At 70.2% G+C, this 24,904-nt stretch carries 27 protein-coding genes, 1 tRNA gene and 1 pseudogene; 10 read left to right on the plus strand and 19 right to left on the minus strand.

Going from position 1 to position 24,904, the window contains the following annotated elements; genetic code table 11:
* Positions 1-75: 75 nt before the first annotated feature.
* The gene (locus AB0O01_RS20380) at positions 76-774 is read right to left on the minus strand and encodes a CoA pyrophosphatase (RefSeq protein WP_365315147.1); all 699 of its coding nucleotides are present in this window, start codon (positions 772-774) and stop codon (positions 76-78) included.
* Between the two features lie 214 nt (positions 775-988).
* Positions 989-2,053, minus strand: coding sequence for an endonuclease III (gene nth / locus AB0O01_RS20385; protein ID WP_365315149.1), 1,065 nt, complete (start codon positions 2,051-2,053; stop codon positions 989-991).
* 320 nt (positions 2,054-2,373) lie between these two features.
* On the opposite strand from nth, the gene AB0O01_RS20390 reads away from it, so the two are divergent.
* The gene (locus AB0O01_RS20390) at positions 2,374-3,048 is read left to right on the plus strand and encodes a Crp/Fnr family transcriptional regulator (protein ID WP_029382547.1); all 675 of its coding nucleotides are present in this window, start codon (positions 2,374-2,376) and stop codon (positions 3,046-3,048) included.
* 245 nt (positions 3,049-3,293) lie between these two features.
* Positions 3,294-4,067 (plus strand): nucleotidyltransferase domain-containing protein, encoded by a 774-nt coding sequence (locus AB0O01_RS20395; RefSeq protein WP_365315476.1) that lies wholly within the window; start codon positions 3,294-3,296, stop codon positions 4,065-4,067.
* 19 nt (positions 4,068-4,086) lie between these two features.
* On the opposite strand, the gene AB0O01_RS20400 is transcribed toward AB0O01_RS20395, so the two are convergent.
* The 4 genes from AB0O01_RS20400 to AB0O01_RS20415 form a co-directional block, all read right to left on the minus strand.
* The gene (locus AB0O01_RS20400) at positions 4,087-4,917 is read right to left on the minus strand and encodes an MBL fold metallo-hydrolase (protein ID WP_365315150.1); all 831 of its coding nucleotides are present in this window, start codon (positions 4,915-4,917) and stop codon (positions 4,087-4,089) included.
* Positions 4,914-5,783 (minus strand): NUDIX hydrolase, encoded by an 870-nt coding sequence (locus AB0O01_RS20405; RefSeq protein ID WP_365315151.1) that lies wholly within the window; start codon positions 5,781-5,783, stop codon positions 4,914-4,916. Before AB0O01_RS20405 ends, AB0O01_RS20400 begins: the two co-directional genes overlap by 4 nt.
* Before the next feature lie 100 nt (positions 5,784-5,883).
* Entirely contained in the window at positions 5,884-6,351 is a 468-nt protein-coding gene (locus AB0O01_RS20410; protein ID WP_355736229.1) for a RidA family protein, read from the minus strand.
* Positions 6,348-6,506: a DUF4177 domain-containing protein gene (locus AB0O01_RS20415; protein WP_009189813.1), complete on the minus strand. Its 159-nt coding sequence runs from the start codon at positions 6,504-6,506 to the stop codon at positions 6,348-6,350. Before AB0O01_RS20415 ends, AB0O01_RS20410 begins: the two co-directional genes overlap by 4 nt.
* Positions 6,507-6,679: 173 nt before the next feature.
* Between AB0O01_RS20415 and AB0O01_RS20420 the strand changes: the two genes are divergently transcribed.
* Together AB0O01_RS20420 and AB0O01_RS20425 are read left to right on the plus strand one after the other, a co-directional pair.
* Positions 6,680-7,657: an ArsA-related P-loop ATPase gene (locus AB0O01_RS20420; protein ID WP_365315153.1), complete on the plus strand. Its 978-nt coding sequence runs from the start codon at positions 6,680-6,682 to the stop codon at positions 7,655-7,657.
* The gene (locus AB0O01_RS20425; RefSeq protein ID WP_365315155.1) at positions 7,654-9,273 is read left to right on the plus strand and encodes an ArsA-related P-loop ATPase; all 1,620 of its coding nucleotides are present in this window, start codon (positions 7,654-7,656) and stop codon (positions 9,271-9,273) included. The genes AB0O01_RS20420 and AB0O01_RS20425 overlap by 4 nt, the downstream gene beginning before the upstream one ends.
* 103 nt (positions 9,274-9,376) lie before the next feature.
* Here AB0O01_RS20425 and wblA read toward each other — a convergent pair whose 3' ends face one another.
* Positions 9,377-9,715 (minus strand): transcriptional regulator WblA, encoded by a 339-nt coding sequence (wblA, locus tag AB0O01_RS20430; protein ID WP_365315478.1) that lies wholly within the window; start codon positions 9,713-9,715, stop codon positions 9,377-9,379.
* Positions 9,716-10,196: 481 nt separating this feature from the next.
* Here wblA and AB0O01_RS20435 point away from each other — a divergent pair, with 481 nt between their 5' ends.
* The gene (locus tag AB0O01_RS20435; RefSeq protein WP_365315156.1) at positions 10,197-12,551 is read left to right on the plus strand and encodes a transglycosylase domain-containing protein; all 2,355 of its coding nucleotides are present in this window, start codon (positions 10,197-10,199) and stop codon (positions 12,549-12,551) included.
* Between the two features lie 240 nt (positions 12,552-12,791).
* On the opposite strand, the gene AB0O01_RS20440 is transcribed toward AB0O01_RS20435, so the two are convergent.
* Positions 12,792-13,256 (minus strand): GatB/YqeY domain-containing protein, encoded by a 465-nt coding sequence (locus AB0O01_RS20440; protein ID WP_365315158.1) that lies wholly within the window; start codon positions 13,254-13,256, stop codon positions 12,792-12,794.
* A 163-nt stretch (positions 13,257-13,419) separates the two neighbouring features.
* Between AB0O01_RS20440 and AB0O01_RS20445 the strand changes: the two genes are divergently transcribed.
* The 3 genes from AB0O01_RS20445 to AB0O01_RS20455 all read left to right on the plus strand — a co-directional run bounded on the left by AB0O01_RS20445 (position 13,420) and on the right by AB0O01_RS20455 (position 15,370).
* On the plus strand, positions 13,420-14,346 hold the full coding sequence (locus AB0O01_RS20445; protein WP_365315160.1) for a metallophosphoesterase: 927 nt from the start codon (positions 13,420-13,422) through the stop codon (positions 14,344-14,346).
* Between the two features lie 116 nt (positions 14,347-14,462).
* Positions 14,463-15,248 (plus strand): Pr6Pr family membrane protein, encoded by a 786-nt coding sequence (locus AB0O01_RS20450; RefSeq protein ID WP_365315161.1) that lies wholly within the window; start codon positions 14,463-14,465, stop codon positions 15,246-15,248.
* Positions 15,249-15,296: 48 nt separating this feature from the next.
* Positions 15,297-15,370 (plus strand) — tRNA-Pro (locus AB0O01_RS20455).
* 95 nt (positions 15,371-15,465) lie between these two features.
* On the opposite strand, the pseudogene AB0O01_RS20460 reads toward AB0O01_RS20455, so the two are convergent.
* The 7 genes and pseudogenes from AB0O01_RS20460 to AB0O01_RS20490 form a co-directional block, all read right to left on the minus strand.
* Positions 15,466-16,631: pseudogene (locus AB0O01_RS20460) on the minus strand (tyrosine-type recombinase/integrase).
* On the minus strand, positions 16,628-16,825 hold the full coding sequence (locus AB0O01_RS20465) for a helix-turn-helix domain-containing protein (protein WP_365315163.1): 198 nt from the start codon (positions 16,823-16,825) through the stop codon (positions 16,628-16,630). Before AB0O01_RS20465 ends, AB0O01_RS20460 begins: the two are co-directional and overlap by 4 nt.
* Positions 16,815-18,197, minus strand: coding sequence for a replication initiator (locus tag AB0O01_RS20470; RefSeq protein WP_365315165.1), 1,383 nt, complete (start codon positions 18,195-18,197; stop codon positions 16,815-16,817). Before AB0O01_RS20470 ends, AB0O01_RS20465 begins: the two co-directional genes overlap by 11 nt.
* Complete coding sequence (locus AB0O01_RS20475) at positions 18,194-18,451, minus strand: hypothetical protein (RefSeq protein ID WP_365315166.1); 258 nt, start codon at positions 18,449-18,451, stop codon at positions 18,194-18,196. The genes AB0O01_RS20470 and AB0O01_RS20475 overlap by 4 nt, the downstream gene beginning before the upstream one ends.
* Before the next feature lie 157 nt (positions 18,452-18,608).
* Positions 18,609-18,803, minus strand: a complete 195-nt coding sequence (locus tag AB0O01_RS20480; protein ID WP_365315168.1) for a hypothetical protein — start codon at positions 18,801-18,803, stop codon at positions 18,609-18,611.
* A gap of 14 nt (positions 18,804-18,817) precedes the next feature.
* Positions 18,818-20,179 carry an FtsK/SpoIIIE domain-containing protein gene (locus tag AB0O01_RS20485; RefSeq protein WP_365315169.1) on the minus strand — a complete coding sequence of 454 codons (1,362 nt, stop codon included), beginning with the start codon at positions 20,177-20,179 and terminating at the stop codon, positions 18,818-18,820.
* Positions 20,176-20,535: a hypothetical protein gene (locus AB0O01_RS20490; RefSeq protein ID WP_365315170.1), complete on the minus strand. Its 360-nt coding sequence runs from the start codon at positions 20,533-20,535 to the stop codon at positions 20,176-20,178. Before AB0O01_RS20490 ends, AB0O01_RS20485 begins: the two co-directional genes overlap by 4 nt.
* Before the next feature lie 182 nt (positions 20,536-20,717).
* Here AB0O01_RS20490 and AB0O01_RS20495 point away from each other — a divergent pair, with 182 nt between their 5' ends.
* The gene (locus tag AB0O01_RS20495; RefSeq protein WP_365315172.1) at positions 20,718-21,470 is read left to right on the plus strand and encodes a GntR family transcriptional regulator; all 753 of its coding nucleotides are present in this window, start codon (positions 20,718-20,720) and stop codon (positions 21,468-21,470) included.
* Positions 21,471-21,843: 373 nt separating this feature from the next.
* On the opposite strand, the gene AB0O01_RS20500 is transcribed toward AB0O01_RS20495, so the two are convergent.
* From AB0O01_RS20500 to AB0O01_RS20515, 4 genes are read right to left on the minus strand one after another with little or no spacing between them, the layout of a single operon-like run.
* Positions 21,844-22,032, minus strand: coding sequence for a hypothetical protein (locus AB0O01_RS20500; protein ID WP_365315173.1), 189 nt, complete (start codon positions 22,030-22,032; stop codon positions 21,844-21,846).
* Between the two features lie 19 nt (positions 22,033-22,051).
* Positions 22,052-22,387 (minus strand): hypothetical protein, encoded by a 336-nt coding sequence (locus AB0O01_RS20505; protein WP_365315175.1) that lies wholly within the window; start codon positions 22,385-22,387, stop codon positions 22,052-22,054.
* A gap of 25 nt (positions 22,388-22,412) precedes the next feature.
* Entirely contained in the window at positions 22,413-22,697 is a 285-nt protein-coding gene (locus AB0O01_RS20510) for a hypothetical protein (protein WP_365315177.1), read from the minus strand.
* Positions 22,687-23,262 (minus strand): bifunctional DNA primase/polymerase, encoded by a 576-nt coding sequence (locus AB0O01_RS20515; protein WP_365315178.1) that lies wholly within the window; start codon positions 23,260-23,262, stop codon positions 22,687-22,689. The genes AB0O01_RS20510 and AB0O01_RS20515 overlap by 11 nt, the downstream gene beginning before the upstream one ends.
* Positions 23,263-23,648: 386 nt before the next feature.
* Between AB0O01_RS20515 and AB0O01_RS20520 the strand changes: the two genes are divergently transcribed.
* Positions 23,649-24,899 (plus strand): hypothetical protein, encoded by a 1,251-nt coding sequence (locus tag AB0O01_RS20520; protein ID WP_365315479.1) that lies wholly within the window; start codon positions 23,649-23,651, stop codon positions 24,897-24,899.
* Positions 24,900-24,904: the final 5 nt, after the last annotated feature.

Genomic DNA, 24,904 nt, shown 5'->3' on the forward strand with positions numbered 1-24,904 from the left:
GCATGGCCCGGCCCTGCGCCCTGCGGCGCGCGGACATGGCCGTTCCCGGCGGAACACAGCTCGGCGACCACCCTGTCATGACCGCCAGTCGAGCGGGACCTGCTTGTCGCGGTCCCAGGGAAGCTCCCAGCCCGAGTAATGGAGGAGGCGGTCGATGATTCCCGCCGTGAACCCCCAGACAAGGGCCGAGTTGACCAGAAATGCCGGACCTCTGTGGCCGCCGGGGTGGACCGTGGTGGCCCGGTTGGCCGGGTCCGTGAGATCCGCCACGGGCACGGTGAACACCCGCGCGGTCTCGTTGGGGTCCACCACGCCGACCGGGCTCGGACGGCGCCACCAGCCGAGGACCGGGCTGACCACGAACCCGCTCACCGGGATGTACAGCTTGGGCAGTACACCGAAGACCTGGACCCCGGCGGGATCGAGCCCGGTCTCCTCCTCGGCCTCGCGCAGCGCCGCCCGCAGCGGGCCGTCGCCCTGGGGGTCGCCGTCCTCCGGGTCGAGCGAGCCGCCCGGGAAGGCGGGCTGCCCCGCGTGCTCGCGCAGGGAGGTGGCCCGCTCCATCAGCAGCAGTTCGGGACCGCGCGTACCGTCCCCGAAGAGGACGAGCACGGCGGACTGCCGGCCGCCGCCGTCCGCGGGCGGCAGAAACCTGCTGAGCTGCGGCGGCTCCACCGTCTCCACGGCGTGCACCACCGGGTCCAGCCAACCGGGCAGCCCGTCCTTGCTGACCGCCACCGCCGCCCCGCCCTGCGTACCACTGGCACTCGTCATCGACACCCCCGTCGTTCTGTGGGATCCAACGGCCGACGGCGCCGGGATCGTTCCGCCCGGACCGAACCGGCGGGCCGGTTCACCGGAACGGGGCGGTCCGCCGAGAGGGGCCGGTCCGCCAGGAAGGGCCGGTCCGCCGGAACGGAGCCGTCCACCGGAGCCCAGCGGCGTCGCGCCGCGTACCGCGCTGCCGGATCACCCGGCCGTCGAGGGGTCATCCGGCCCCCAGCGGCGGCGCCGGGCGGCCACCCGCGTCGAGGTAGGACTGCGGCGGGTTGAGCCGCTGGCCCGGGAAGCCGCCCTTCTCGTACTTCAGCAGCTTGCGCGCCTTCTCCGGATCCGTCTCGCCCTCGCCGTAGGCCGGGCAGAGCGGGGCGATGGGGCAGGCGCCGCACGCGGGCTTGCGGGCGTGGCAGATACGGCGGCCGTGGAAGATCACATGGTGCGAGAGCATCGTCCACTCGGTCTTCGGGAACAGCGCCCCGACCGCCGCCTCGATCTTGTCCGGCTCGGTCTGCTCGGTCCACTGCCAGCGCCGCACCAGCCGCTGGAAGTGGGTGTCCACGGTGATGCCGGGGCGGCCGAACGCGTTGCCCAGCACCACGAACGCGGTCTTGCGGCCGACGCCGGGCAGCTTGACCAGGTCCTCCAGTCGGCCCGGCACCTCCCCGCCGAACTGCTCCGCGAGGGCCTTCGACAGCCCTATCACCGACTTGGTCTTGGCCCGGAAGAACCCGGTCGGGCGCAGGATCTCCTCGACCTTCTCCGGGTCGGCCACGGCCAGGTCCTCGGGCGTGGGGTAGGCGGCGAACAGCGCGGGGGTGGTCTGGTTGACCCTCAGGTCGGTGGTCTGGGCGGACAGCACCGTGGCGACCAGGAGCTGGAAGGGGTTCTCGAAGTCCAGCTCGGGGTGGGCGTACGGATAGACCTCGGCGAGTTCGCGGTTGATCCGGCGGGCGCGGCGGACCAGGGCGGTGTGCGACTCGGGCTTGCGGGGGGCGGGCTTCTTGACGGGGGCCGGCGCCTCCGGGGCGGCCTTCGCAGCCTTCGTGGCCTTCCCAGGCGGGGCCTTCTTGGCGGCCTTCACGGGCGCGGCGCTCTTCGCGGCCTTCCCGGGTGCGGTCTTCTTGGGTGCAGCCTTCTTCGCGGACGCGGCTCTCGTCCCGGGTGCGGTCCTGCCCGCAGCCTCAGCCACCGTCTTCGCCGCCGGAGCCCTCTTCACCACCGCTTTCCTCACCGGCGTCGACTTTCCCCCATCGGGCCCACCAGCCCGATTCATCCTTTTATTCGCTTTTCCTCCACCCTCGGACGACTGTTCGCCCACAGCGGAATCATGTTCTGCCGCCACTCGTCCAGCCCCCTCGGCCTGCGCTCTCACCGGCGATTTGGACACCCGGCCAGCCTACGACCCGGCACCGACATCCGCCCCGGACCTCGAAGATCGGCCCCCAATTGGACCCCTGCCGCTTACCAGGGCACACCAGTGCGGCATCCTTGTGACAGATCACACTGTTTGGACTGTCCGGCAAAATGGGGAGCACGGACCCCTGGTACACGGGGGAGAAAGATCCCCTGAGCAGGTCGACAAGGAGAGAACACGTGGACGACGTTCTGCGGCGCAACCCGCTCTTCGCGGCTCTTGACGACGAGCAGGCCGCTGAGCTGCGTGCCTCCATGAGCGAGGTGACCCTCGCGCGGGGCGACTCGCTGTTCCACGAGGGCGACCCGGGCGACCGGCTCTATGTGGTCACCGAGGGCAAGGTGAAGCTGCACCGCACCTCCCCCGACGGCCGCGAGAACATGCTGGCCGTGGTCGGCCCCGGAGAGCTGATCGGCGAGCTGTCGCTGTTCGACCCGGGCCCGCGTACGGCGACCGCCACCGCGCTCACCGAGGTCAAGCTGCTGGGCCTCGGCCACGGCGACCTCCAGCCCTGGCTCAACGCGCGTCCCGAGGTCGCCGCAGCGCTGCTGCGGGCCGTCGCCCGCCGGCTCCGCAAGACCAATGACGCCATGTCCGACCTGGTCTTCTCGGACGTCCCGGGCCGTGTCGCGCGCGCCCTGCTGGACCTCTCGCGGCGCTTCGGTGTGCAGTCCGAGGAAGGCATCCACGTCGTGCACGACCTCACGCAGGAGGAGCTGGCCCAGTTGGTCGGCGCGTCCCGCGAGACGGTCAACAAGGCCCTCGCCGACTTCGCCCAGCGCGGCTGGCTCCGTCTGGAGGCCCGCGCGGTGATCCTCCTGGACGTGGAACGCCTCGCGAAGCGCTCCCGCTGACCCCGGAAGGCCCCCAGGGGCCCACGGCGCCGCACACGAGCCCGCCTGAAAACCCACAGGCGAACGCGCAGGCGGATCCACACGCAAACCCGCAGGCAGCCCCGCGGGCAGACCCACACGCAAGCCCCCCGCCCGTAAATCCCCCGCCCGCGAACCGCCCCTCGAACCGGCCCCAGGGCCCTCCCGCGCCCCCGGCGGCCCCCGGGCGCCCCGATGACGCCCGAGGGCTCGACCCGGAGGGCCACATCGCCCCCGAGGGCTCCCTCGCGCGCGTGGCGCCCGCTTTCCGCCCCGTGGTCACCGCCGCCCGCGAGCGGCTCCCGCGCCTCTTCGGCCCACGGCTGACCAGTGCGTACGTCTATGGATCGATCCCGCGGGGCACCGCTCGGGTGGGCCACAGTGATCTCGATCTGCTGATCACCCTGGCTACGGAGCCCACCGACGCCGACCGGGCGGACGCCCGCGCGCTGGACGCGGCCCTGGACGCGGAGTTCCCGGAGATCGACGGATCCGGCACCCTGGTGCTGGGCCGGGGGCAGGTGCTGAGCGAGCTGGAGCGGTACGACCTGGGCTGGTTCGTCGCCTGTCTGTGCACGCCTCTGGCCGGTGAGGACCTGGCCGCCCTGCTGCCCCGCTACCGCCCCGACACGCTGCTGGCCCGCGAGACCAACGGCGATCTCGCCCTGCTGCTGCCCCGCTGGCGGGACCGCCTCGCCGCCACGGACGGCTCGGAGACGGCTCTGCGGCCCCTGGTGCGCTTCATGTCCCGGCATCTGGTGCGCACCGGCTTCACCCTGGTGATGCCCCGCTGGCAGGGCTGGACCAGCGATCTGCGCGAAATGGCCGAGGTGTTCGCCGCGTACTACCCCGACCGCGCGGAGCAACTCCGTACGGCGGCCCTGAGGGGCCTCGATCCGCGCGGGGACGCGGCCCTGCTGCGCGCCTATGTGGACGACCTGGGGCCCTGGCTGGCCACGGAGTACGCGCGCGTGCACGGCGTCAAGACACCCAGACCCTAGGGCGGTCCCCGGTCGCGCCCTAGATGAGCCCGTGTTCCTCCAGGTACTCCACCTGCGCCCGTACCGAAAGCTCCGCCGCCGGCCACAGGGAGCGGTCCACGTCGGCGTAGACATGGGCGACGATCTCGGGGGCCGTGCGGTAGCCGTCCTCCACGGCCGTCTCGACCTGGGCGAGCCGATGGGCGCGGTGGGCCAGGTAGAACTCCACGGCGCCCTGCGCGTCCTCCAGGACCGGTCCGTGGCCCGGCAGGACGGTGTGGACGCCGTCGTCGACGGTCAGGGACCGCAGACGGCGCAGGGAGTCCAGATAGTCGCCCAGACGGCCGTCCGGGTGCGCCACGACCGTCGTGCCGCGCCCCAGGATCGTGTCGCCGGTGAGGATCGCCCGGTCGGCCGGGAGATGGAAGCTCAGGGAGTCGGCGGTGTGCCCGGGGGTCGGGACGACCCGCAGCTCCAACCCGCCGACGGTGACCACGTCCCCGGCGCCCAGGCCCTCCTCCCCCAGCCGCAGCGCCGGGTCCAGCGCGCGTACCGGCGTTCCCGTCAGCTCGGCGAAGCGGGCGGCGCCCTCGGCGTGGTCGGGGTGGCCGTGGGTGAGCAGGGTGAGCGCGATCCGCCGGCCGGACTGCTCGGCGGTGGCGGCGACCCGGCGCAGATGACCGTCGTCCAGGGGGCCCGGGTCGATCACCACCGCGAGGCCGGAGTCCGGTTCGGCCACGATCCAGGTGTTGGTGCCGTCCAGGGTCATCGCGGACGGGTTGGGCGCGAGGACATTGACGGTCCGCGCGGTGGCCGGTCCGGAGAGGACGCCCCCGCGGGGCTGGCCGGGCAGAGCGCTCGCGTCCGTCATGCGGGGGCACCTCCGGTCGGGATGTGGAGGGTGAACTCCTCGTGTCCGGGCCAGGACAGCACGATCTCCCCGCCCGCGGGGCGGGCCTCGGCCAGGACGGGCGTCAGGTCCCGCGCGGGCGCCGCGGCCAGCGCGTCGGCCGCCGAGCCGTACACGGCGAGCCGGCGCAGTGCGGCAATGGTGGGCGGCATCATCAGCAGTTCGCCCCGGTCGTACCCGGCGGCGGCCTCCCGGGGGCTGATCCACACCGTGCGGTCGGCCTCGGTGGAGGCGTTGCGGGTGCGCTGCCCGGCGGGCAGGGCGGCGACGAAGAACCAGGTGTCGTAGCGGCGGGCCTCGAACTCGGGGGTGATCCAGCGCGCCCACGCGGAGAGCAGATCGGAGCGCAGCACCAGGCCGCGCCGGTCGAGGAAGTGCGCGAAGGACTCCTCGCGCGCGGCGATCCCCGCCCGGTCGGCCTCCCACTCCTCGCCGGTGGTGTCCCCGACGACCGATCCGGCGTCCGGCCCGGCGAGCAGCACACCCGACTCCTCGTAGGTCTCGCGCACGGCCGCGCAGACGATCGCCTGGGCCCGGCGTTCGCCGACGCCGAGCCGTGTCGCCCACCACGCGCGCGAGGGGCCCGCCCAGCGGATGCGGTGATCGTCGTCGCGCGGGTCCACCCCGCCGCCCGGATACGCGTACGCGCCCCCGGCGAAGGCCATGGAGGCGCGTCTGCGCAGCATGTGGACGACGGGACCGGCGGCGCTGTCCTTGAGGAGCATCACCGTGGCCGCCGCCCTGGGCTCGACCGGGGTGAGGCGGCCCTCGGTGAGCGCGCGGACCCGGTCCGGCCAGTCCGCTGGATACCACTGCCCGTTAGCCATGGGCGGAGGCTATCCGCTGGGGCGCGGATGTTCGAGGGGCGGTGATCATCCGGACGGCCATCCGCAGGAGGTTCGTGCAGGTGAGCGGGGTCCGGACCGCTCAGTCGGCGGTCAGCTCGACCAGCAGCTCGACCTCGACCGGAGCGTCCAGCGGCAGCACCGCCACCCCGACCGCGCTGCGCGCGTGCACGCCCTTGTCGCCGAGCACCGCGCCGAGCAGTTCGCTCGCGCCGTTGAGGACGGCGGGCTGGCCGGTGAAGTCGGACGCCGAGGCGACGAAGCCGACGACCTTCACCACGCGCGCGATGCGGTCCAGGTCCCCAGCGACGGACTTGACCGCCGCGAGGGCGTTCAGCGCGCAGGTCGCGGCCAGTTCCCTGGCCTCCTCCGGGGTGACCTCGGCGCCCACCTTGCCGGTGACCGGCAGCTTGCCGTCCACCATGGGCAACTGCCCGGCGGTGTGGACGTACGGCCCGGTCCGCACGGCCGGCTGGTAGGCGGCCAGCGGCGGGACCACCTGGGGCAGGGTCAGGCCCAGCTCGGCGAGGCGGGCCTCGACCGCGCTCACGCCTGCTTCTCGCGCTTCAGGTAGGCCACGAGCTGCTCGGGGTTGGGGCCGGGCACGACCTGCACCAGCTCCCAGCCGTCCTCGCCCCAGGTGTCCAGGATCTGCTTCGTGGCGTGGACGAGCAGCGGCACGGTTGCGTATTCCCACTTGGTCATGGGGGCGACTGTAGCCGCTGGGACGGCCCCCTCCGCCCGCCCCCTCCACTCGCCCCTCCTTCCCCCCTGCCCTCCCGCGAACCTTGGGCCAACGCTTATCCACAGGCCCGGGTTGTCCACAGGCTCCCGAGCCTCCCGATCGCTCCGGGCGCGGACTGGTTACGCTCGAAGACGTGAGCAGGCTCCAGGTCGTCAGCGGCAAGGGCGGGACCGGAAAGACGACGGTCGCCGCCGCACTCGCCCTCGCCCTCGCGACGGAGGGGAAGCGGACCCTCCTCGTCGAGGTCGAGGGCCGGCAGGGCATCGCCCAGCTCTTCGAGACGGAGGCGTTGCCCTACGAGGAACGGAAGATCGCCGTCGCCCGGGGCGGCGGCGAGGTGTACGCGCTGGCCATCGACCCCGAACTGGCCCTTCTGGACTACCTCCAGATGTTCTACAAGATGGGCAGCGCGGGCCGTGCCCTGCGCAAGCTCGGCGCGATCGACTTCGCCACCACGGTCGCCCCGGGCGTGCGGGACGTCCTGCTGACCGGCAAGGCGTGCGAGGCGGTCCGCCGCAAGGACCGCAGCGGCCGGTTCGTCTACGACTACGTGGTCATGGACGCCCCGCCCACCGGCCGCGTCACGCGCTTCCTGAACGTCAACGACGAGGTGGCCGGGCTGGCGAAGATCGGCCCGATACACAACCAGGCGCAGGCGGTGATGCGGGTGCTGAAGTCCCCGGAGACGGCCGTGCACCTGGTGACCCTGCTGGAGGAGATGCCGGTCCAGGAGACCGCCGACGGCATCGCCGAGCTGCGCACCGCGCGGCTCCCGGTCGGCCGGGTCATCGTCAACATGGTCCGCCCCGAGCTGCTGGACGAGGCCGCCCTGGACCTCGTACGGAGCACGGAGCGGGGGGCCGTCGCGCGGGCGCTGTCGGCGGCCGGGCTGGGCGGCGCGCGGCGCGGGCAGCACGCGGAGCGGCTGGTGGACCCGCTGCTGGCCCAGGCCGAGGAGTACGCCGAGCGGTACGCGCTGGAGCACGAGCAGCGGGCCGTACTGACCGGGCTGGACCTGCCGCTGCACGAATTGCCGCTGCTCGCCGAGGGCATGGACCTGGCGGGCCTGTACGGACTCGCCTCCGAGCTGCGGAAGCAGGGGATCTCATGACGGTGGACCCGGACTCATCCGGGCGGGACGGCGCCGGTCGGCTGGCGCCCGCGCGCGTGCTCGGCATCGACCCGCTGCTGGACGACCCCGGCACCCGGATCGTGGTGTGCTGCGGCGCGGGCGGCGTCGGCAAGACGACCACGGCGGCGGCGCTGGGCCTGCGCGCCGCCGAGCGCGGCCGGAAGGTGGTCGTGCTCACCATCGACCCGGCCCGCCGCCTCGCCCAGTCCATGGGCATCGACTCGCTCGACAACACCCCGCGCCGGGTCAAGGGCGTGGACGGCGACGGCGAGCTGCACGCGATGATGCTGGACATGAAGCGCACGTTCGACGAGATCGTCGAGGCGCACGCGGATCCCGCGCGGGCGCAGGCGATCCTGTCGAACCCCTTCTACCAGTCGCTCTCCGCGGGTTTCGCTGGCACGCAGGAGTACATGGCGATGGAGAAGCTGGGGCAGCTCCGCGCGCGGGACGAGTGGGACCTGATCGTGGTCGACACCCCGCCCTCGCGCTCGGCGCTGGACTTCCTGGACGCGCCCAAGCGCCTGGGCTCGTTCCTGGACGGCAAGCTGATCCGGGTCCTGCTGGCCCCGGCGAAGGTCGGCGGGCGGGCCGGGATGAAGTTCCTGAACGTCGGGATGTCGATGATGACCGGCGCCCTGGGCAAGGTGCTCGGCGGTCAGTTGCTGAAGGACGTCCAGACCTTCGTGGCGGCGATGGACTCGATGTTCGGCGGTTTCCGCACCCGCGCGGACGCCACGTACAAGCTGCTCCAGGCGCCCGGTACGGCGTTCCTGGTGGTGGCGGCGCCGGAGCGGGACGCGCTGCGGGAGGCGGCGTACTTCGTGGAGCGGCTGGCGGCGGAGGACATGCCGCTGGCGGGGCTGGTGCTGAACCGGGTGCACGGCAGCGACGCGGTCCGGCTGTCGGCCGAGCGGGCGCTGGCCGCCGCGGAAAATCTTGAGGACTCCCGCATTGTGGATCAGGGGGGCGGGAAAGCTGGACTTCGTAACTCTCCCGAAACCCACGGCAGTTCAGCCCCGGACGACCCCGAGACCACCGCACCCGACGCAGGCTCCCCCGCCCCGCCGGACCCCCCGGTGACCTCGGACGACGTACCGGAACCCGGCCATGGGGCGCCTCAGGGCACTCCTGGGGCCCCGGACGCCGTAGGGGATGCCCCGGGAGCCTCGGAGGAATCGGAAGACGCGGACCATCATGCGGGCCATCACCGGGCAGGCCGCCCGGGCGGGCCTGGAGACTCGGGAGGGCCTGGAGACTCGGGAACCCGCTCGGGAGACTCCGGGAACTCCGGATCAGAGGACCCGGGAACAGGAGACCTGGAGGCAGAAGCCCCTGGAGACGACGGCGACGACGGCTCCGCGCGCGCGGTCGAGCTGCTCACGGCGGGTCTGCTGCGGCTGCACGCCGAGCGGATGCATCTGCTCGCCCGCGAGCGGCGTACGCGCGACCGCTTCACCGCGCGCCATCCGGAGGTCGCGGTGGCCGAGGTGGCCGCGCTGCCCGGGGATGTGCACGACCTCTCGGGGCTGCGGGACATCGGCGACCGGCTGGCGGCCAACGCCGAGCGCGGGGAGAGACCTGAGGGTGAGTGAGGAAAATCACCCGTCTGGACATGACGACCGGGTGACGAGCGCGCGAACATGCGGCGCCGGCCTGGACGGCACCCCCGGACGACACCCCGCGCGGGGCGGGCCGTCAGCCCACCGCCGCGTAGTTCTCGTACACCTCGTCGTCGTCGAGCGGTACCAGCCCGACCCCCCGTTCATACTCCGTCCGCGCGGTCTCCAGGAGCCGGCGCCAGGAGGTGACGGTGGGCCGCCTGCGCAGCAGTGCGCGGCGTTCCCGCTCGGTCATTCCTCCCCACACGCCGAACTCCACGCGGTTGTCCAGCGCGTCGGCCAGGCACTCCGTGCGCACCGGGCAGCCGGTGCACACCGCCTTGGCCCTGTTCTGCGCTGCTCCCTGAACGAACAATTCATCCGGATCGGTAGTGCGGCAGGCCGCCTGCGCACTCCAGTCGGTTACCCAGCCCATACCGGCGCCGTCCTCTCCCGAATCGAGGCTCCCCCACGGCGGCAGCGGCATATTCACCGCCGCCAGTTGAGGACGTTACGGAAGGCAGGCACAGCGCAACACCCCCTTCGGGCCCAATCTTGAATGGCCCGAACGGACTATGCGTAAGCGGCAGATCACCCGGGGGAGTGAGCTGACGACATGCGTGATTATCCCGGCAAACCGGGGCATCTCTGTCGAGTCACAACGGACTTCACCTGACACTCAAGGCGGTTTCGGACACGCTCTCATCGCCGTCCCCAGCGGTGCCCGACGATGCCCATCCACAGCGAACCGACAGTTCATCGAAAGAATCGAAAGAATCGAAAAAAGCCGGGGAACCTCCGGAACGATTCGGGGTCGCCGGACGTATTGATACATAGCCCTACTGCTGTGACAGTTGAGAGCAGCTTAGGCCAAGGCATATACGCGTGTCCGGCGAATGAGAACGTAGGCTGCCCCCATGCCAAAGAACCGCTCGGGCGGTGGTCTGTCCCCGACGCAGCAGGCCGCCAAGTTCCTCGGTGTCAGTGTGCTCGCAGGTGCCGTCATGGCCGGGATCGCGCTGCCCGCCGTCGGTGTCCTCGGGCTCGCGGCGAAGGGTTCGGTGGAGAGCTTCGACGAGCTTCCCGCCAATCTGAAGACCCCGCCGCTGAGCCAGCGCACCACCATCCTCGACGCCGACGGCGGCCAGATCGCCACGGTGTACTCACGCGACCGCACCGTGGTCGACCTCAAGAGCATCTCGCCGTACATGCAGAAGGCGATCGTCGCCATCGAGGACGCGCGCTTCTACCAGCACGGCGCGGTCGACCTCAAGGGCGTGCTGCGCGCCCTGAACAGAAACGCGCAGAGCGGCGGGGTCGCCGAGGGAGCCTCCACGCTCACGCAGCAGTATGTGAAGAACGTCTTCGTGGAGGAGGCCGGCGACGACCCGACGAAGGTCGCCCAGGCCACCCAGCAGACCCTCGGCCGCAAGATCAAGGAGCTGAAGTACGCGATCCAGGTCGAGGAGGAGCTCGGCAAGAAGAAGATCCTGGAGAACTACCTCAACATCACCTTCTTCGGCCAGCAGGCGTACGGCGTCGAGGCCGCCGCCCAGCGCTACTTCTCCAAGTCGGCCAAGGAGCTGAACCTCCAGGAGTCGGCCCTGCTGGCCGGTATCGTCCAGTCGCCCAGCCGGTACGACCCGGTCAACGACGAGGCGGAGGCCACCAAGCGCCGCAACACCGTGCTCCAGCGGATGGCCGAGGTCGGCGACATCACCCCGGCGGAGGCGGCGGAGGCCCAGAGGACCCCGCTCGGCCTGAAGGTCAGCCAGCCCAAGAACGGCTGCATCACCGCCGTCCAGGGCGCGGGCTTCTTCTGTGACTACGTCCGCGCGGTGTTCCTCAGCGACCCGGCCTTCGGCAAGACCCAGGAGGAGCGGGCCAAGGTCTGGAACCAGGGCGGCCTGACCATCCGTACGACGCTCGACCCGACGGCGCAGGAGTCGGTCCAGGAGTCGATCAAGGACCACGTGTACCAGAACGACGAGGTGGCGACCGCCGCGACCATCGTCGAGCCGGGCACCGGCAAGATCCTGGCGATGGGCCAGTCCCGGCCGTACGGCTTCGGGAAGAACGAGACGCAGATCAATCTCTCGGTCGACCAGTCGATGGGCGGCGGCGCGGGCTACCAGCCCGGTTCGACGTTCAAGCCGATCGTGGCGGCGGCGGCCATAGAGGGCGGGATGCCGGCCACGAAGGTGTACTCGTCGCCGTACGAGATGGACTATCCGACGCCGGTGCAGCAGTGCGACGGGAAGGTCTGGGACGAAGAGGGCATCGAGCTGGCCAATGAGAACGAGTCGGAGGTCGGCCCGTACGACATGAAGGAGGCGACCGCCAAGTCGGTCAACACCTACTACGTGCAGATGATCAGCGAGATCGGCACCTGCCCGGTGGTCCGGATGGCCGGGAAGATGGGTGTCGAGCGGGCCGACGGCAAGGCGCTCGACCAGGGTCCGGCCATCGCGCTGGGCAGCCAGGAGGTCTCCCCGCTGACCATGGCCGCCGGGTACGCCGCCTTCGCCTCGCGCGGGATGTACTGCACGCCGGTCGCCATCGAGTCCATCAGCCAGCGGATCGGTGACCAGACCAAGTCCCTGGCGGTCCCGAAGTCGACGTGCTCGCGCGCGATGTCCGAGACCACCGCCGACACCATCAACACCCTGCTGCGCGGTGTGGTCGAGGACGGCACGGGCGCGCAGGCCGGTCTGGGCGGCCGGCCGAGCGCCGGCAAGACCGGTACGACGGACGAGCGGTACGCCGCCTGGTTCGTCGGCTACACCCCGAACATGGCCGGCGCGGTCTGGGTCGGCGACCCGGCCCACGACCGTCAGATGTCCGACATCACCATCGGCGGCGTCTGGCACGACAAGGTCTTCGGTGGGCAGGTCCCCGGGCCGATCTGGCGCGACATGATGTCCGGCGCCCTCGCCGACAAGTCGGCACCCGACTTCAACCTCGTCAACATCCCCGACCGCCCCGAGCGCGAGCCCGGCAACGGCAACGGCGGCAATGACGGGGGCGGGAACGACGACGGGGACAACGGCGACGGGGACGGCGACCAGTCGAACATCGGCGGTCTGATCGGCGGCCTGGCCACGGGCGGGGGGGCTGACGGCGGGGGCGGCATCGGCACGAACGGCGGGACCGGCGGGACCGTTCCCACGCCGACGTTCTCGATTCCCTCGGGGTGGATCGAGGGGAATGAGAATGGCGGGACGAATGGGAATGGGAACGGGAACGGGGGGGATGGGGGGAGTTGGCCGTAGGGGGTCGGGGTCTGGAGCGGTGCCGTTGCCGATGCCGGGGGTTGGGAGCGGTGCCGGTGCCGGTGCCGTAGGTCGGGAGCGGTGCCGGTGATCGGTAGGCGGCAGTAGGTAGTCGGTTTGGTGGCGGGGGCGCTCCTCTATCCGGGGGCGCCCCCGCTGTTGCTTGCCTGCCGACAGGTGGTCGCGTCGCGCGGGTGCGGGGCGAGAGGGCGGGTCAGGTAGGTCAGTGGGTCAGGTGGGTCAGCCCGCGAGGTGCTTCTTGACCGCGGCGGCGACCCGGCCGCCCTCCGCCAGACCGGCGACCTTGGGGTTCACGATCTTCATGACCGCGCCCATGGCCCGCGGACCCTCGGCACCAGCGGCCCTCGCCTCCGCCACGGCCTGGACGACGATCTGCTCCAGCTCCGCGTCGGAGAGCTGCTTCGGCAGATACTCGGCGAGCAGCTCGCCCTCCGCCGTCTCCCGCTCGGCCTGCTGGGCACGGCCACCCTTGGCGAAGGCGTCGGCGGCCTCGCGGCGCTTCTTCGCCTCGCGGGTGATCACCTTGAGGACCTCGTCGTCGGACAGCTCGCGCTTCGTCGTGCCCGCGACCTCCTCCTTGGTGATCGCGGTGAGCGTCAGCCGCAGCGTCGAGGAGCGCAGCTCGTCGCGCTCCCTGATCGCGGCGTTGAGGTCATCCTGAAGCTTCGACTTGAGCGTGGTCATGACTTGATTGTCGCAGGTGCGGGGGAAGGGGTGCCGGGGATTTCGGGGTGGGGGTAGGGGCGAGGCGGGGGCAGGGGTGGGTGTCGCCGGGGCGGGCGGGTACCCGGACGAGCGGGTGCCGGGCCGGGCTCGGTATACCGGACGGTTCTGACACGATGGTCGTATGCGTGCTCGATACGGTGTACCCCTGGGAATCACGGCGGCGGGTGCCGCCGGACTGCTCTACGCGGCGGGCTTCGAGGCCCGCTCCTTCCGCCTCCGGCGGGTGACGATCCCGGTCCTGCCCACGGGGATGCGTCCGCTGCGCGTGCTGCATGTCTCCGACATCCACATGGTGAGCGGACAGCGCAAGAAGCAGCGGTGGCTGCGGGCACTGGCCGGGCTGCGGCCGGACTTCGTGATCAACACCGGGGACAACCTGTCCGACCCGGAGGGCATCCCGGAGGTGCTGGACGCGCTGGGCCCGCTGATGGAGCTCCCGGGGGCGTACGTCTTCGGCTCCAACGACTACTACGGCCCCAAGCTGCGCAACCCGGCCCGCTATCTGTTCGAGAAGGCGCAGGGCCGCTACGGGCTGAACGGCAATCCGCCCGCCGTGGGGGCGATCCACAACCCGTGGCAGAAGCTGCGGGACGGTTTCGACGAGGCCGGCTGGCTGAACCTGACGAACACGCGGGGTGTGCTGAAGGCGGCGGGGGTGTCGGTGGAGCTGACCGGCGTGGACGACCCGCACATCAAGCGGGACCGGTACGAGCAGGTGGCGGGCGGTCCGTCGGGGGCGGGCGACTTCGCGATGGGCGTGGTGCACGCACCGTATCTGCGCAGCCTGGACGCCTTCACGGCGGACGGTTACCCGCTGGTCCTCGCCGGTCACACGCATGGGGGGCAGTTGTGTCTGCCGTTCTACGGGGCGTTCGTCACGAACTGCGATCTGGACACGGAACGGGTGAAGGGGCTGTCCACGCATACGGCGGAGGGGCGGACGGCGTACATGCATGTGTCGGCGGGGTGCGGGACGAACCGGTATACGCCGGTGCGGTTCGCCTGTCCGCCGGAGGCTTCGCTGTTGACGTTGGTGGGGCGGGAGTAGGGGGGAGAGGGGAGGGGGAGGGGGAGAGGGAGGGGCTGCGGTGGTCCCTGGGGACCCGTTCCCCCGCACAGCCCACCCGCTTCGCCCGATACACCCCTTTTGCCTAGTCTGAGGGCATGACCGCCCCGATACCTCGGGACATACCCGACCTCCCCGCGGTCCCGGGTGTGCCCGCGATGTTTCCGTCCGTTGTTCCGGCCGCCGCCGTGGTGACGCCGGTGCGCCGGCCGCCGGCCGCCGTCTTCCGCGTACTGATCGCGCTGACGGCGGCCACCGGCATCGCCGTCTATCTACTCCTCGGTAGCCCGCTCCGGGTGCTGAGCTACTTCACCGTCCAGGCGAACATCCTGCTCGCGCTGGTCATGCTGGCGTCGGCCCGGCGCGCCTGGACCGCCCGCCGCCCGCTCCCGGGCGGGGTGTCAGGGGCGGCGCTCCTCTATATCGTCGCGACCTCGCTGGTGTACCACCTGCTGCTGGCGAACGGGGGGAGCCCGTTCGCGATGACCGCGACGTCCGGGGCGGCGGGCCAGCCGCAGGCGACGGGCTGGGCCACGGCGGCGAACATCCTGCTGCACACGGTCACGCCAGCCGCGGCGGTGCTGGACTGGCTCCTGTTCACGACGCCGGGCCGCCTCCGGCTCCGCCAGACCGCGCCGTGGCTCCTCTATCCGGTCGCTTACCTGGCCTTTTCCCTGGGGCGAGGTGAGCTGATGCTGCCGGGGGCGGCGGGCCGGTACCTCTACCCCTTCCTCGACGTCGATCAGCACGGCTACCGGGGGGTTCTGGCCAACGCGCTGCTGCTGGGGCTGGGGCTGTACGCCGCCGCGGTGGTGCTGGTCGCCGTGGACCACATCCGCCCGAACCCGGTCCGCCATCGGACCAAAACCGGATTTCGTCTCTAGCCACCGGTGGGCTAAAGTAATCGACGTCGCCACGGTCAGTGGGGACATCGGGGTGTAGCGCAGCTTGGCAGCGCGCTTCGTTCGGGACGAAGAGGTCGTGGGTTCAAATCCCGCCACCCCGACAGCTAAATAGCAGATCAGAGGGCCCTTACCGGATCGGTAAGGGCCCTCTGGCGTTGCTGCGTGTCTATCTGCGTGACTGCCGATTCGTGTGTGCCTACCGGCGCTGGTGGTCGGTGCCGAAGATGCCGTCCATGACCACGGCCCCGGTCTGGATGACCGGCCGGATCTGCTTCCGGTAGACCTCTTCCGTCACGGCCGTCCCGGAGTGCCCGACGAGTCGCGAGATCTCTTCCAGCGGAACGCCCCGGTCGGAGAGCAGCGACACGAAGCTGTGCCGAAGCTCCCGGGGCGTCCAATCGTCAGCCTTGATCCCATCGAGATCCTTGAGCGCTTGCCGGAAGGCACGGCGGACGTTCGCCGCGTCGAGCGGCTTTCCCACGGCCGAGGAGAAGACGAGGCCGTGTTCCTCCCACTTCTCGTCGGCAGCCAGCCGATCCCACCCTGATCTTCGAATTGCTGCCAGAGAGCGTCTATACAGCGGGTCGGCAGAGCCAGGGTGCGGCGGGATTTCCGGGTTTTGGTGTCTCCGCTCCGCCGGACCGAGCGCCAAACGGCGATGTGGGGAGGTTGGGGTGGGTCCATTTCGGGTCGGCCCCTCAGGAAGACGTGATCCCACGTGAGGGCACGGAGTTCTTCGGTGCGAGTCCCGGTCAGGAGCGCGACGACGATGTAGGCGTACATCGAGGTGCCCTCAGCCCCCTTCAGCACAGCTTCAGCCTGAGCGAATGTGAGCGCCTTGGAGGGGCGCCCCGCCTGTCCTTGAGGCACTGAGCACAGCTCAACGACGTTCCGCTTCACCTTGTCCCGCGCCATGGCTCGCTTGACCGCGCGATTCAAGCAGGAGTGGAGCGACTGGAGAGTGCGTGTGCTGAGTGTCTTCGCCTTGGCCAACCAGCGGTCCACGTCCTCAGCACTGAGGTCGCGGAGCTTGCGCGCACCCAGCGATGGAATGACGTGCTTCTGGCTGAGGAGCTTGGTGGTTTCAACGGTGCTCGGGTCGAGACCGGCCAGACCGTAAGTGAGCCAGTCCGTCACGGCGTCTTTGACCGTGTAGTTGGTGGGGGCGATGGCAAGACCGTCTTCGTGGTCGCGCAGCACCTCATTGAGTTTGTTCTTCGCCTCCGTCTTGGTCTTGCCACTCCCCCGCTTCACGATCCGCTTGCCACTCGGGTCGAAGCCTAGGCTCGCTGTAGCGATCCAGCGTTGCCGCTTGACGTCCCAGTGGAGGCCGCCGTCTCCACGGCTACGGCGCTTTGTCATCCGGCCGCATCTCCCATCTGGTGACGGATGAAGACGCGTACGGCGTCATCCGGGATGCGTCGGCAACCGTCAACCTTGATGGAGTGCAGACGCCGGGTGCGGATGAGGTCGTAGACCTTGGTCCGCCCGACCTTGAGCCGGGTCATGACCTCAGGGACGGTCAGTAGCTCTTCGGGGTGGTGATCACGCGTCATGGTCGCCGCCGTCTTCCCGGACCGACGCCGCCAGGACGGCCGCCTCCGGGGTGTAGCCGCGCCCCGCGTAGCGCCAGTTGCCCACGCTGATCACGTGGCGGTTGGCTAGGCCGAGCGCGGCGTGACGTTCCTGGGCGCGGTGGTCGGTGCGTGCCTGCCGTAGGTCGGTGAGGGTGGTGGAGTAGCGGCGGGATTTGGTGGAGAAGTGGCCGCGGTAGCCGAGCATGTGGGCCCAGCGGCGCAGGCCGAGCGGCTCGAACGTCTCCAGGCCGCCCAGCCACCAGCACGTTCCGATCATGCGGAGGGTGTGGGCCCGTACCGGCAGTTCGGCCAGGTCTCGGGCATGGTGGATGCGCCGGTCGACGGCTCCGGCGGGTTCGGCGCCCTTGGTGGCGTACTTGGCGATGTAGCCGGCGACGGCCGCTGAGCTGAGTCGCGTGTCGGGGTCGGGGGCGAGGGACGCGATGGGGCGTACGTCGACCTGAGGGCCGAATCGCAGGGTCCGGCGCCCGACGACGTCCGCGCCGAGGGCTGGAAGCCGTACCAGTTCGGCAGCGGTCCGTACGGCGTTCGTGAGGAGTTCGGCCGTTGCCCAAGCGGGTGGAGGCGCTACCGGACCGTCCGGGCCGTCGAGGCGGACGACCGCATGGAAGTGGACCAGGCCGCGCCGCTGATACTCGGCGACCTTCACGTAGGACAGCCGTGCCACGTCCGTGAACTCCGTGCGCGACAGACCAACAAGGCGGGCCAGCTCACGGCGGAGTTCGAGGGCGAACCGATGCCAGAGCTTTCCTGCATGTGCCTGCCACAGCACGGCTCCGGCGTAGTCGTAGCAGCGCGGGCAGAGCGGTTCGCCGGGCCGGAGGTCCGTCTCCGCGTGGCGGAGGTGGCAGCCCAGGGGCATACCGTGCGGGCAGTGGTCGGCCGCCTTGCGGGGACGGCAGGCCACTACTCGACCGTCCCTTTCGCGGCGAGTGTGGACCGGGCCGAAACCAGGGGCCGTGAGGGTGGCGAACACCCTGGGGTGCCCGCCGACCTCCGGGGTGATCTCCTTCCCGCCGACGAGGCCGACGCGTACGAGGTGGTAGGTGTCGGTCCGGTAGAGGCGGGCGCAGGTCGGGCAGACCGCAGTGCGGCGGTTGCCGCAGGCGATCAGGAGTCGGCCGCCGTCCGTCTCCGGGGTGTACGTGTGCAGTACCTCCCCGGTCGCGGGATCAGCGAGTGCGGTGCTGCCGACGAGGTGAATCGGGTTGGTGCAGCCGTTGAGGCGGACGATGCTCCGGCGCCAGGCGTCGAAGCCGGGTTCCGCCGACCGTGCGAGGTGCGCGGAGACGGACGCGGGCAGCGGCGTGACCGGGTGGGTGTCGGTCATCGGGAGCCCCCGGACCCGAACGCCTGCCGCATCACGGCCTTGATGGCTTCCGGCCCCGTCTTGGCGCTGAAGACGACGGTGGGGTCCGTCAGCCACAGGGCAGCGGCGTGGCTCGCGCAGACGCGCTGTTCGCGTCCGTAGGCGCCGACGATGACGAGGACGACGACGGCCGGACCGACGCAGGTGGGCTCTTCGTCTTCACGCAGTTCGCACTGCGGGGGCGGGGATTTGCGCGGACGGTTGGAGGTGGACAAAGTGTGAGTGCTCCTTTCACTGCTCACGTGGCGGTTGGAGTGGGCTCCCGGCGGGGTCGGGTTTGGCGACTTCGCGCCCCGCCGGGGGCTCTGGTGGTGCGGTTCGTTGGGTGGCTGTGGGCTCACGGGCCGTCCTTCCCGGGCAGGTACGGCGAGGTCAGAACCTCAGTTGGCCGAGGAACGCGGCGAAGGTCTCCAGGGCCGTCAGTACGAGCGGAGCGACAACCGTCCGGTCCAGCAGGAACCCGAACGTCCCGCAGAGCAGGACCGTCGACCACCGCAGGTAGCGGATGTGGAGGAGGAACCAGATCAGCAGGCCGAGCAGCAGCACGGCCGACAGGGACACCAGCACGTTGGCTCACCCGTTCATTCGCTCTGGTCGAGGCGTTCGAGGCGCACGGTGAATCCGCCGACCGCATCGGAGATGTCGGGAAGATGCGGGGTCAGGTGTGCGTACTCGGCCGCGATGGATTCGGCTTGGTGCTCGGAGAGCAGGTGGGACCGGGCCCGCTCCCAGCCGTCCGCCGACGCCAGGACGGCCGTACCCGCGTCCTCCGGCGCGATGGACTGAGCCGCTTGCAGGGCATCCGGGTTGAGGTCTCCCAGCGTCATTTCCGCCGTACCGGGGTCGGCCACCCGGTGGCAGATCCGCCCGCCGAGTTGCGCCCGCAGGGCAGTGACACCGGGGCCCAGGTCGGAGCCGACCCGCTGTCCGGCGACGATGAGGAAGACCCCGAGGGCCGCGCCGAGCTGTGCCAGGCGGACGAGCGAGGTCGCCGCCGCTTGTGCTTCGTCCTTCTCGCCGCGCCCGGTGATCAGGAACAACTCAGCGATCTCGTCCACGATGACGACGATCGGGACCGGGCGGGCGCCGTCCGGCAGGCCCCAGATGTTCCGGACGCGGTGGGTACGGCACAGAGCCATGCGGTCCTGCGTCTCGCTGACCATCGCGGCCAGCACCTTCACTGCTTCGGCTCGGTTGGTCGCCAGTGCGGACAGTCGAGGGCCGTAGAGCGACAGTTCCATGCCGCCCTTGCAGTCGATCCCGACCAGCGCGACCGGTTGCGGCGCGAGGCCAGCGACAAGTGCGTTGATCAGCGTCGACTTGCCGGAGCGCGTGGCCCCGACGATCAGCCAGTGCGGAATGCGGCGAAGGTCGATCACCCAGGCCGTACCGGCTTCCAGGACGCCGACGACGACGCTCAGCAGTTGGCCGGACCCTCGTTGCCGGGGTACGCGGGGGTTCTTCAGCGGGTCGGCCGCGGCGGCGGATATGCGGACGACTCCCGGCTTCCACAGGGTCACGCGGACCATGTGCACGCCCCAGTCGTGCGCCATGGCCGAAGCCGCCTTGACGAAGTCCTCCGGTACCTGACCCGGCAGCAGCCGGACCTGGAACCGGAAGCCGCCGGGCGTCGGCCGCATGGCGGAGCGCCGGGGGACGCGAGGCTGAGGCGGAGCAGCCCCGTTGCCGACGAGGCCCGAGACCACGGTGAGCGCCGGTTTGCGGCTCACCGCCAGACCGCACCCGGCCATCAACGGCCGCCAGGTCGACGAGACCCGGAGGCACGCGGCCGGGAAGCCGACGACCAACCACCAGGCCGCCGGGTAGCGTCGGTGCAGCGCCGGACCCGCGATGAGCAGGCCCAGCGCCAGTACGGCGACGACCAGCAGTGTTCCGCTCAGCCACGTCGAACCGGCCGAGGGTGCCGAGGCGAGGAACCTCATTCCCCGGCCGCCTTCCTCACCTGGCCGGAGGAACCGGCCGGGGCGGTCAAGGGCTTGATCTCGGCGGCACGGAAGGCGACGCCGTGCCGTCCCTCGTTCTCCCACGGAGTGGCGATGAGGTCCCGGACCTGCACCGGCATCCCGTTCTGCACGCCCGCCGGCTCACCGGGAACGCTCACCGTCACCACGTCGGCCGAGGTACCGGCCATCAGGCACAGGCCGACCTGATACACGGTCTGACCGGTCTCCCGGTCCACCCGCAACTGACCGGTCTCCCGGTTGGCCACGCGCGGAGTCGGGGCGACGGCGCAGATGATCCCCGTGAACTTGGCGGTGTCGATCGGAAGGGCAACCACTACTTGAACTCCTTCTGTGTCTTCGACCCGAAGGCCAACCCCTTCGGGTTGTATAGCGACCCGTAGTACGGGTTCGGCTCAAGAATGAGCACCCGTACTACGGGTTGTCAAGCGACAAGAAGTGTTGGACGCTGTACGGGCTGATTGACAAGGCGAACCGGAAGCAGAGCGCGGAGACCCGCATGCCACCCAAGAGCAACCCGAAGAAGGACCCGCCCAAGTACCAGCAGATTGCCGATCACCTGCGAAAAGGCATCCTGGACGGCACCTACCCCGCAGGCCAGCCGCTCCCGTCCGAGGAGATCTTGGCGGGCCAGTTCGGCGTGACGCGCCCGACGGTCCGGCAGGGCATCGCGGAGCTACGGGCCGCCGGGTTGATCGAAGCCATGATGGGACGGGGGACGTTCGTCCGCTCCCCCCACGCCCGCCCCGGCCTCACCCGCCCGCGCGGCGTACGCCAGGACACGGACGGCCGCTACATCGAGGCGGACGGCCTCCGCTGGACCGACGCCGAACCCCCGGTCGCCACCCGCACGGACGCCCCGCTCGCGCTCGCGGACCTGCTCAGGATTCCGCCGGGCGAGCCCATGTTCACGTACGACAGCTTGCAGACCGCCGAGAACGGGCGGCTCCGCCAGCTTCACCGGACGTACGTGCCGTTTTCCGTGCTTATCGACACGAAGTACGAGGAGGAGGCGCCGCCACCGGCCCCGATTCTCTACGTGGCCATGGCCGAGCTGGGGCACGAGCTTCGCTTCACCGAGTACGTACGCACTCGCATGCCCCTCCCGGACCAGGCCCAGGCGCTACGCCTGCCCGCAGGGGTGCCCGTTCTTCACGTCCTCCGGGTGTCGCTCAACCAGCAGGGCACGCCCCTTGCCTTGGAGGAGTTCCAGCTTCCCGGGGATGGTGTGGAACTCAGCTACGGACTCTGACAACACGAGCCACCACAGCACCGTGTGGCTCAGATTTTCTCTACTTCATCAAGGGCGGCGCGTCCGCGCCGCCGGCGGCCCCTGCCGCCCCGTCCGGGCTGCGGCGCTGGGGCGCCGGTCCCGGCCGGACGACCGGGGCCGCCGCGAGGAGTAGCCGACCCGAGCAATCTGAGCTTCGGGACGGAGCCGGACGTCCTCCGGTCGTCGGACCGCCTCCCTCATCCGGTCCGATTCCACCGCGAGGCATGGGCAAGGCCCCGTACGCAGAGCATCGTCGGTGGATTCCAGCGATGCGCACGGGGCCTTGCCTGAAGAGCACGATGCTCAAAATGCGACCCTGACCCGAAACGGTCGCCATGGGTTCTTCAGCGCATCAGCGAGCGAGCCCGGAGGCACGCGGGCGTCTCACGACCAGCGGTGTCGTGCTGTCGAGTGTCATCTCCTCACCGCTCTCGAACAGGATGCGCTTCCTACCGCCGCACAGCGTGAACATGTTGGCCACGCGGAATTCGACGCCTTCCAGGCTCGCGAGGTCGCCCACTATCACGGTTGCCGCGTTCACGGTCTTGACCTCCGTGAGATCACTCCGCATGAACTTGCCTCTCCGGCAGACTCGCGACGCCGCTCCGGTCCGCCGAGGCTTCCCGTTCGCCCAGCTCACGCACCATGCCCGTACTCAAGGCGGACGCCAGCAGCTTCGCCGCCTCAGGTCGCACGGGGCCGAGGCGCACGATGCCGTCGCCGTTGATGTTGACGTCCCCGTTCAACCCGGGGAAGTCGGAGCCGAGCCCCAGCTCCCTCAGCATCTCCGCCAGGGCGTTCGCCCCGCGCTTGGCCTGTGTCCAGCCGCGCACGTACGGGACGCCGGGAATGAAGTCCTCCACGCGTTTCGCGCACACGCCTTGCCGGTCAGTCACTCGTGCCACCCCTTCGTATTGATCTTCACGTCCCTGCGCTTCCTTCCTCGTTCGGGTCCGCGAGGGCGAGCCGCAGCAACTCCGCCAGGCGCTCCGCCGTCTCCGGGGAGATCCGGCCGAGTTCCACGAACCCCTGGCCGAAGGCGTTCAGGTCGGCCCGCAGGTAGGGGAAGTCCCGCTCCATCCCGGCAGCGATCAGCACGTCCCGGAGGGCCGCCGTCGCATCCCGCGCCGCGTACCACTCCCCACCGTCGATCGCATACCAACTGGCCGCGTCGCTCCGCTCCCTCTCCGTGCTCTCACCGGACACGAGACTCGCCTTGATCCCGTCCGTCCGCGCTCTCGCCCCAGACCTCAGCCGCGGTCAGCCGGCTGTACTCCTCCCCGTACCGATCCGCTCGCGCCACCATCGCCGCGGCGGCAACGAACATCGCCGCCAGCGCCGCCGTGCGAGCGGGCGTGACCTCAGGCCGACGCATTGGGGCACGGAGCCATGTGTAGCGGTCGCCGCTCAGCGGCATCGGACCCGGCACGATCACGAACGACCCCACGCCCGCGTACCGGTACTTCGGCGGGTCCGCCGACTCCTCCCCGACCATCCGGTCGAACCGCTCACGCGATCCGGACGGCAGGAAGAAGCCGGTGCGCTTCCCACCCCAGTCGGCCATCACCGGGCCAAGAGGCAGGCCGCGCCGGTCGAGCTGCGCGAAGGTCTCCAGACCGACGTGCTGTTCGATCACCACGACATCGAAGTAGCGACCAGCGGGCAGCGCGTACGGGCTGCGCGGGTCATCCGCCCAGGCCGCCCGGCAGTCCTCCGGATCTTCGGCCGTGGCAGACAGCCATTGCAGTCCGCGTTTCGTCATCAACTGCATGAGGTTGACGTACCTCCCAGGTCTCCCCAACGGCCCGTCAGCCGCCTTGTGACCAGCGTCGTTTGCACGGCACCGCAGGGGGAGATGACGTGGGGTGACGTGGGGTGACGCCCGCTCCAGGACCACGTCAGCCCCCGTCATCTGCCCGGAGGAGATCTGATCTTCGGGAAGGTGGAGGACAGCAGGACTTTTCTTCCGTAAATTCGAAGCCCCGTCGACGCCCGCCCCATCGCACGAGGAGGCGCCCCATGACGGACGCGTCACAGTCGTTCGGAGTGCTCCTTCGTGACGCGCGCAAGCGTCGAGGGTGGGGTCAACTGCGTCTCGTCAGCGAGATGCGCACCGCCGCCGGACGCCGAGGCGAGACGCTGCCCACCGATGCCAGCGTGAAGCGCCGCATCGCGAGCTGGGAGAACGGGCACAGCATCCCGGACGAGTTCTACGGCCCTTTGCTGTGCGAATCTCTGGGTATCTCTGCTGCGGAGCTTGGGCTGAGTCACCTCACGGGCCAGGACGCTCGGCTGCTGGAGACGCGTTACCCGCCGACGCCGGAGGATGCCTTCCAGGTTGTGGTGCAGCTCTGGCGAGCGGATCTCAACGGGTACGAGCCGTTGGTCCTGTCCGAGCCGTCTCAGCCCGCTTGGAGTGAGGCGTCTCTCCGATGGCTCGTTGCGCCGGAGCCGTCGTTCCCGGCCGTCCAGGACGCCAGCGGAAGTCGCGTCGGACTCACCGACGTAGGCATGATCAAGAGCACGGGTGGCATGTTCGCCGAGTTGGACGACCGATTCGGCGGCGAACACGCCCGGCATTCCCTCGTGCAGTACCTCAGCCGGGACGTGGCCCCCCTACTCACCGGGCAATACACGGAACCGGTCGGGCGCGCGCTCTTTTCCACGGTCGCAGAGACCACGCTTCTCGCCGGTTGGATGTCGTACGACGCATGCCATCACGGCCTTGCCCAACGATATTTTCTGCAAGCCCTACGACTCGCCCAGGACAGCAGCGACCGGCGGTTAGCCGGAAGCATCCTTTCCGCGATGAGCCACCAAGCGACGTTCATCGGCCACTTCACGGAAGCCGCCACACTGGCCCGTGCGGCACGCATGGGTATCTCTGGCGTTGCGACCCCCACTCTCATGGCCCAGTTTCATGCCATGGAGGCGCGTGCACTGGCCCGTATCGGCGACATCCGCGCGTGCGAGCTGGCCCTTTCAGAGGCCACAAAGGCACTGGAACGTCGCAATAACAGCGACGAACCGGAGTGGATCACATACTTCGACGAGGCCGAATTGGCCGCCGAGGCCGCGCACTGCTTCCGTGATGTGAACAGCGCCCGTAGAGCCGTCATGCACGCGCAGAACGCCATGAGCGGCAGCCACGTCCGGAGTGACTTCTTCGCAACCATGGTGCTGGCCGATGCACACCTACGTGCCGGAGATTCCGAAGAAGCCTGCCGGGTAGCCCTTGACGCCCTTGACCTAGGAGAACAGCTCAAGTCTGCTCGCTGTGTCAGCTATCTCACCGAGTTCCGTCAGCGTCTCGATCTCGTTGGCGACACAGCGGCTATCCGTGACTTCCGTGAGCAGGCAGCGGAGCACCGGCTTTGGGTGGCAAGCGGGAAGATGAAGACAGGGTAGGTGTC

The organism is Streptomyces sp. NPDC093252, assembly GCF_040683675.1.
Lineage (GTDB): Bacteria > Actinomycetota > Actinomycetes > Streptomycetales > Streptomycetaceae > Streptomyces.

Bases quoted from the DNA above. Each gene is read 5' to 3' on its own strand.
- AB0O01_RS20380 (WP_365315147.1), bottom strand. From the start codon at position 774: ATGACGAGTGCCAGTGGTACGCAGGGCGGGGCGGCGGTGGCGGTCAGC.
- nth (WP_365315149.1), bottom strand. From the start codon at position 2,053: ATGAATCGGGCTGGTGGGCCCGATGGGGGAAAGTCGACGCCGGTGAGG.
- AB0O01_RS20400 (WP_365315150.1), bottom strand. From the start codon at position 4,917: ATGACGGACGCGAGCGCTCTGCCCGGCCAGCCCCGCGGGGGCGTCCTC.
- AB0O01_RS20405 (WP_365315151.1), bottom strand. From the start codon at position 5,783: ATGGCTAACGGGCAGTGGTATCCAGCGGACTGGCCGGACCGGGTCCGC.
- AB0O01_RS20415 (WP_009189813.1), bottom strand. From the start codon at position 6,506: ATGACCAAGTGGGAATACGCAACCGTGCCGCTGCTCGTCCACGCCACG.
- AB0O01_RS20425 (WP_365315155.1), top strand. From the start codon at position 7,654: ATGACGGTGGACCCGGACTCATCCGGGCGGGACGGCGCCGGTCGGCTG.
- wblA (WP_365315478.1), bottom strand. From the start codon at position 9,715: ATGGGCTGGGTAACCGACTGGAGTGCGCAGGCGGCCTGCCGCACTACC.
- AB0O01_RS20435 (WP_365315156.1), top strand. From the start codon at position 10,197: ATGCCAAAGAACCGCTCGGGCGGTGGTCTGTCCCCGACGCAGCAGGCC.
- AB0O01_RS20440 (WP_365315158.1), bottom strand. From the start codon at position 13,256: ATGACCACGCTCAAGTCGAAGCTTCAGGATGACCTCAACGCCGCGATC.
- AB0O01_RS20445 (WP_365315160.1), top strand. From the start codon at position 13,420: ATGCGTGCTCGATACGGTGTACCCCTGGGAATCACGGCGGCGGGTGCC.
- AB0O01_RS20450 (WP_365315161.1), top strand. From the start codon at position 14,463: ATGACCGCCCCGATACCTCGGGACATACCCGACCTCCCCGCGGTCCCG.
- AB0O01_RS20465 (WP_365315163.1), bottom strand. From the start codon at position 16,825: ATGACGCGTGATCACCACCCCGAAGAGCTACTGACCGTCCCTGAGGTC.
- AB0O01_RS20470 (WP_365315165.1), bottom strand. From the start codon at position 18,197: ATGACCGACACCCACCCGGTCACGCCGCTGCCCGCGTCCGTCTCCGCG.
- AB0O01_RS20485 (WP_365315169.1), bottom strand. From the start codon at position 20,179: ATGAGGTTCCTCGCCTCGGCACCCTCGGCCGGTTCGACGTGGCTGAGC.
- AB0O01_RS20495 (WP_365315172.1), top strand. From the start codon at position 20,718: ATGCCACCCAAGAGCAACCCGAAGAAGGACCCGCCCAAGTACCAGCAG.
- AB0O01_RS20515 (WP_365315178.1), bottom strand. From the start codon at position 23,262: ATGCAGTTGATGACGAAACGCGGACTGCAATGGCTGTCTGCCACGGCC.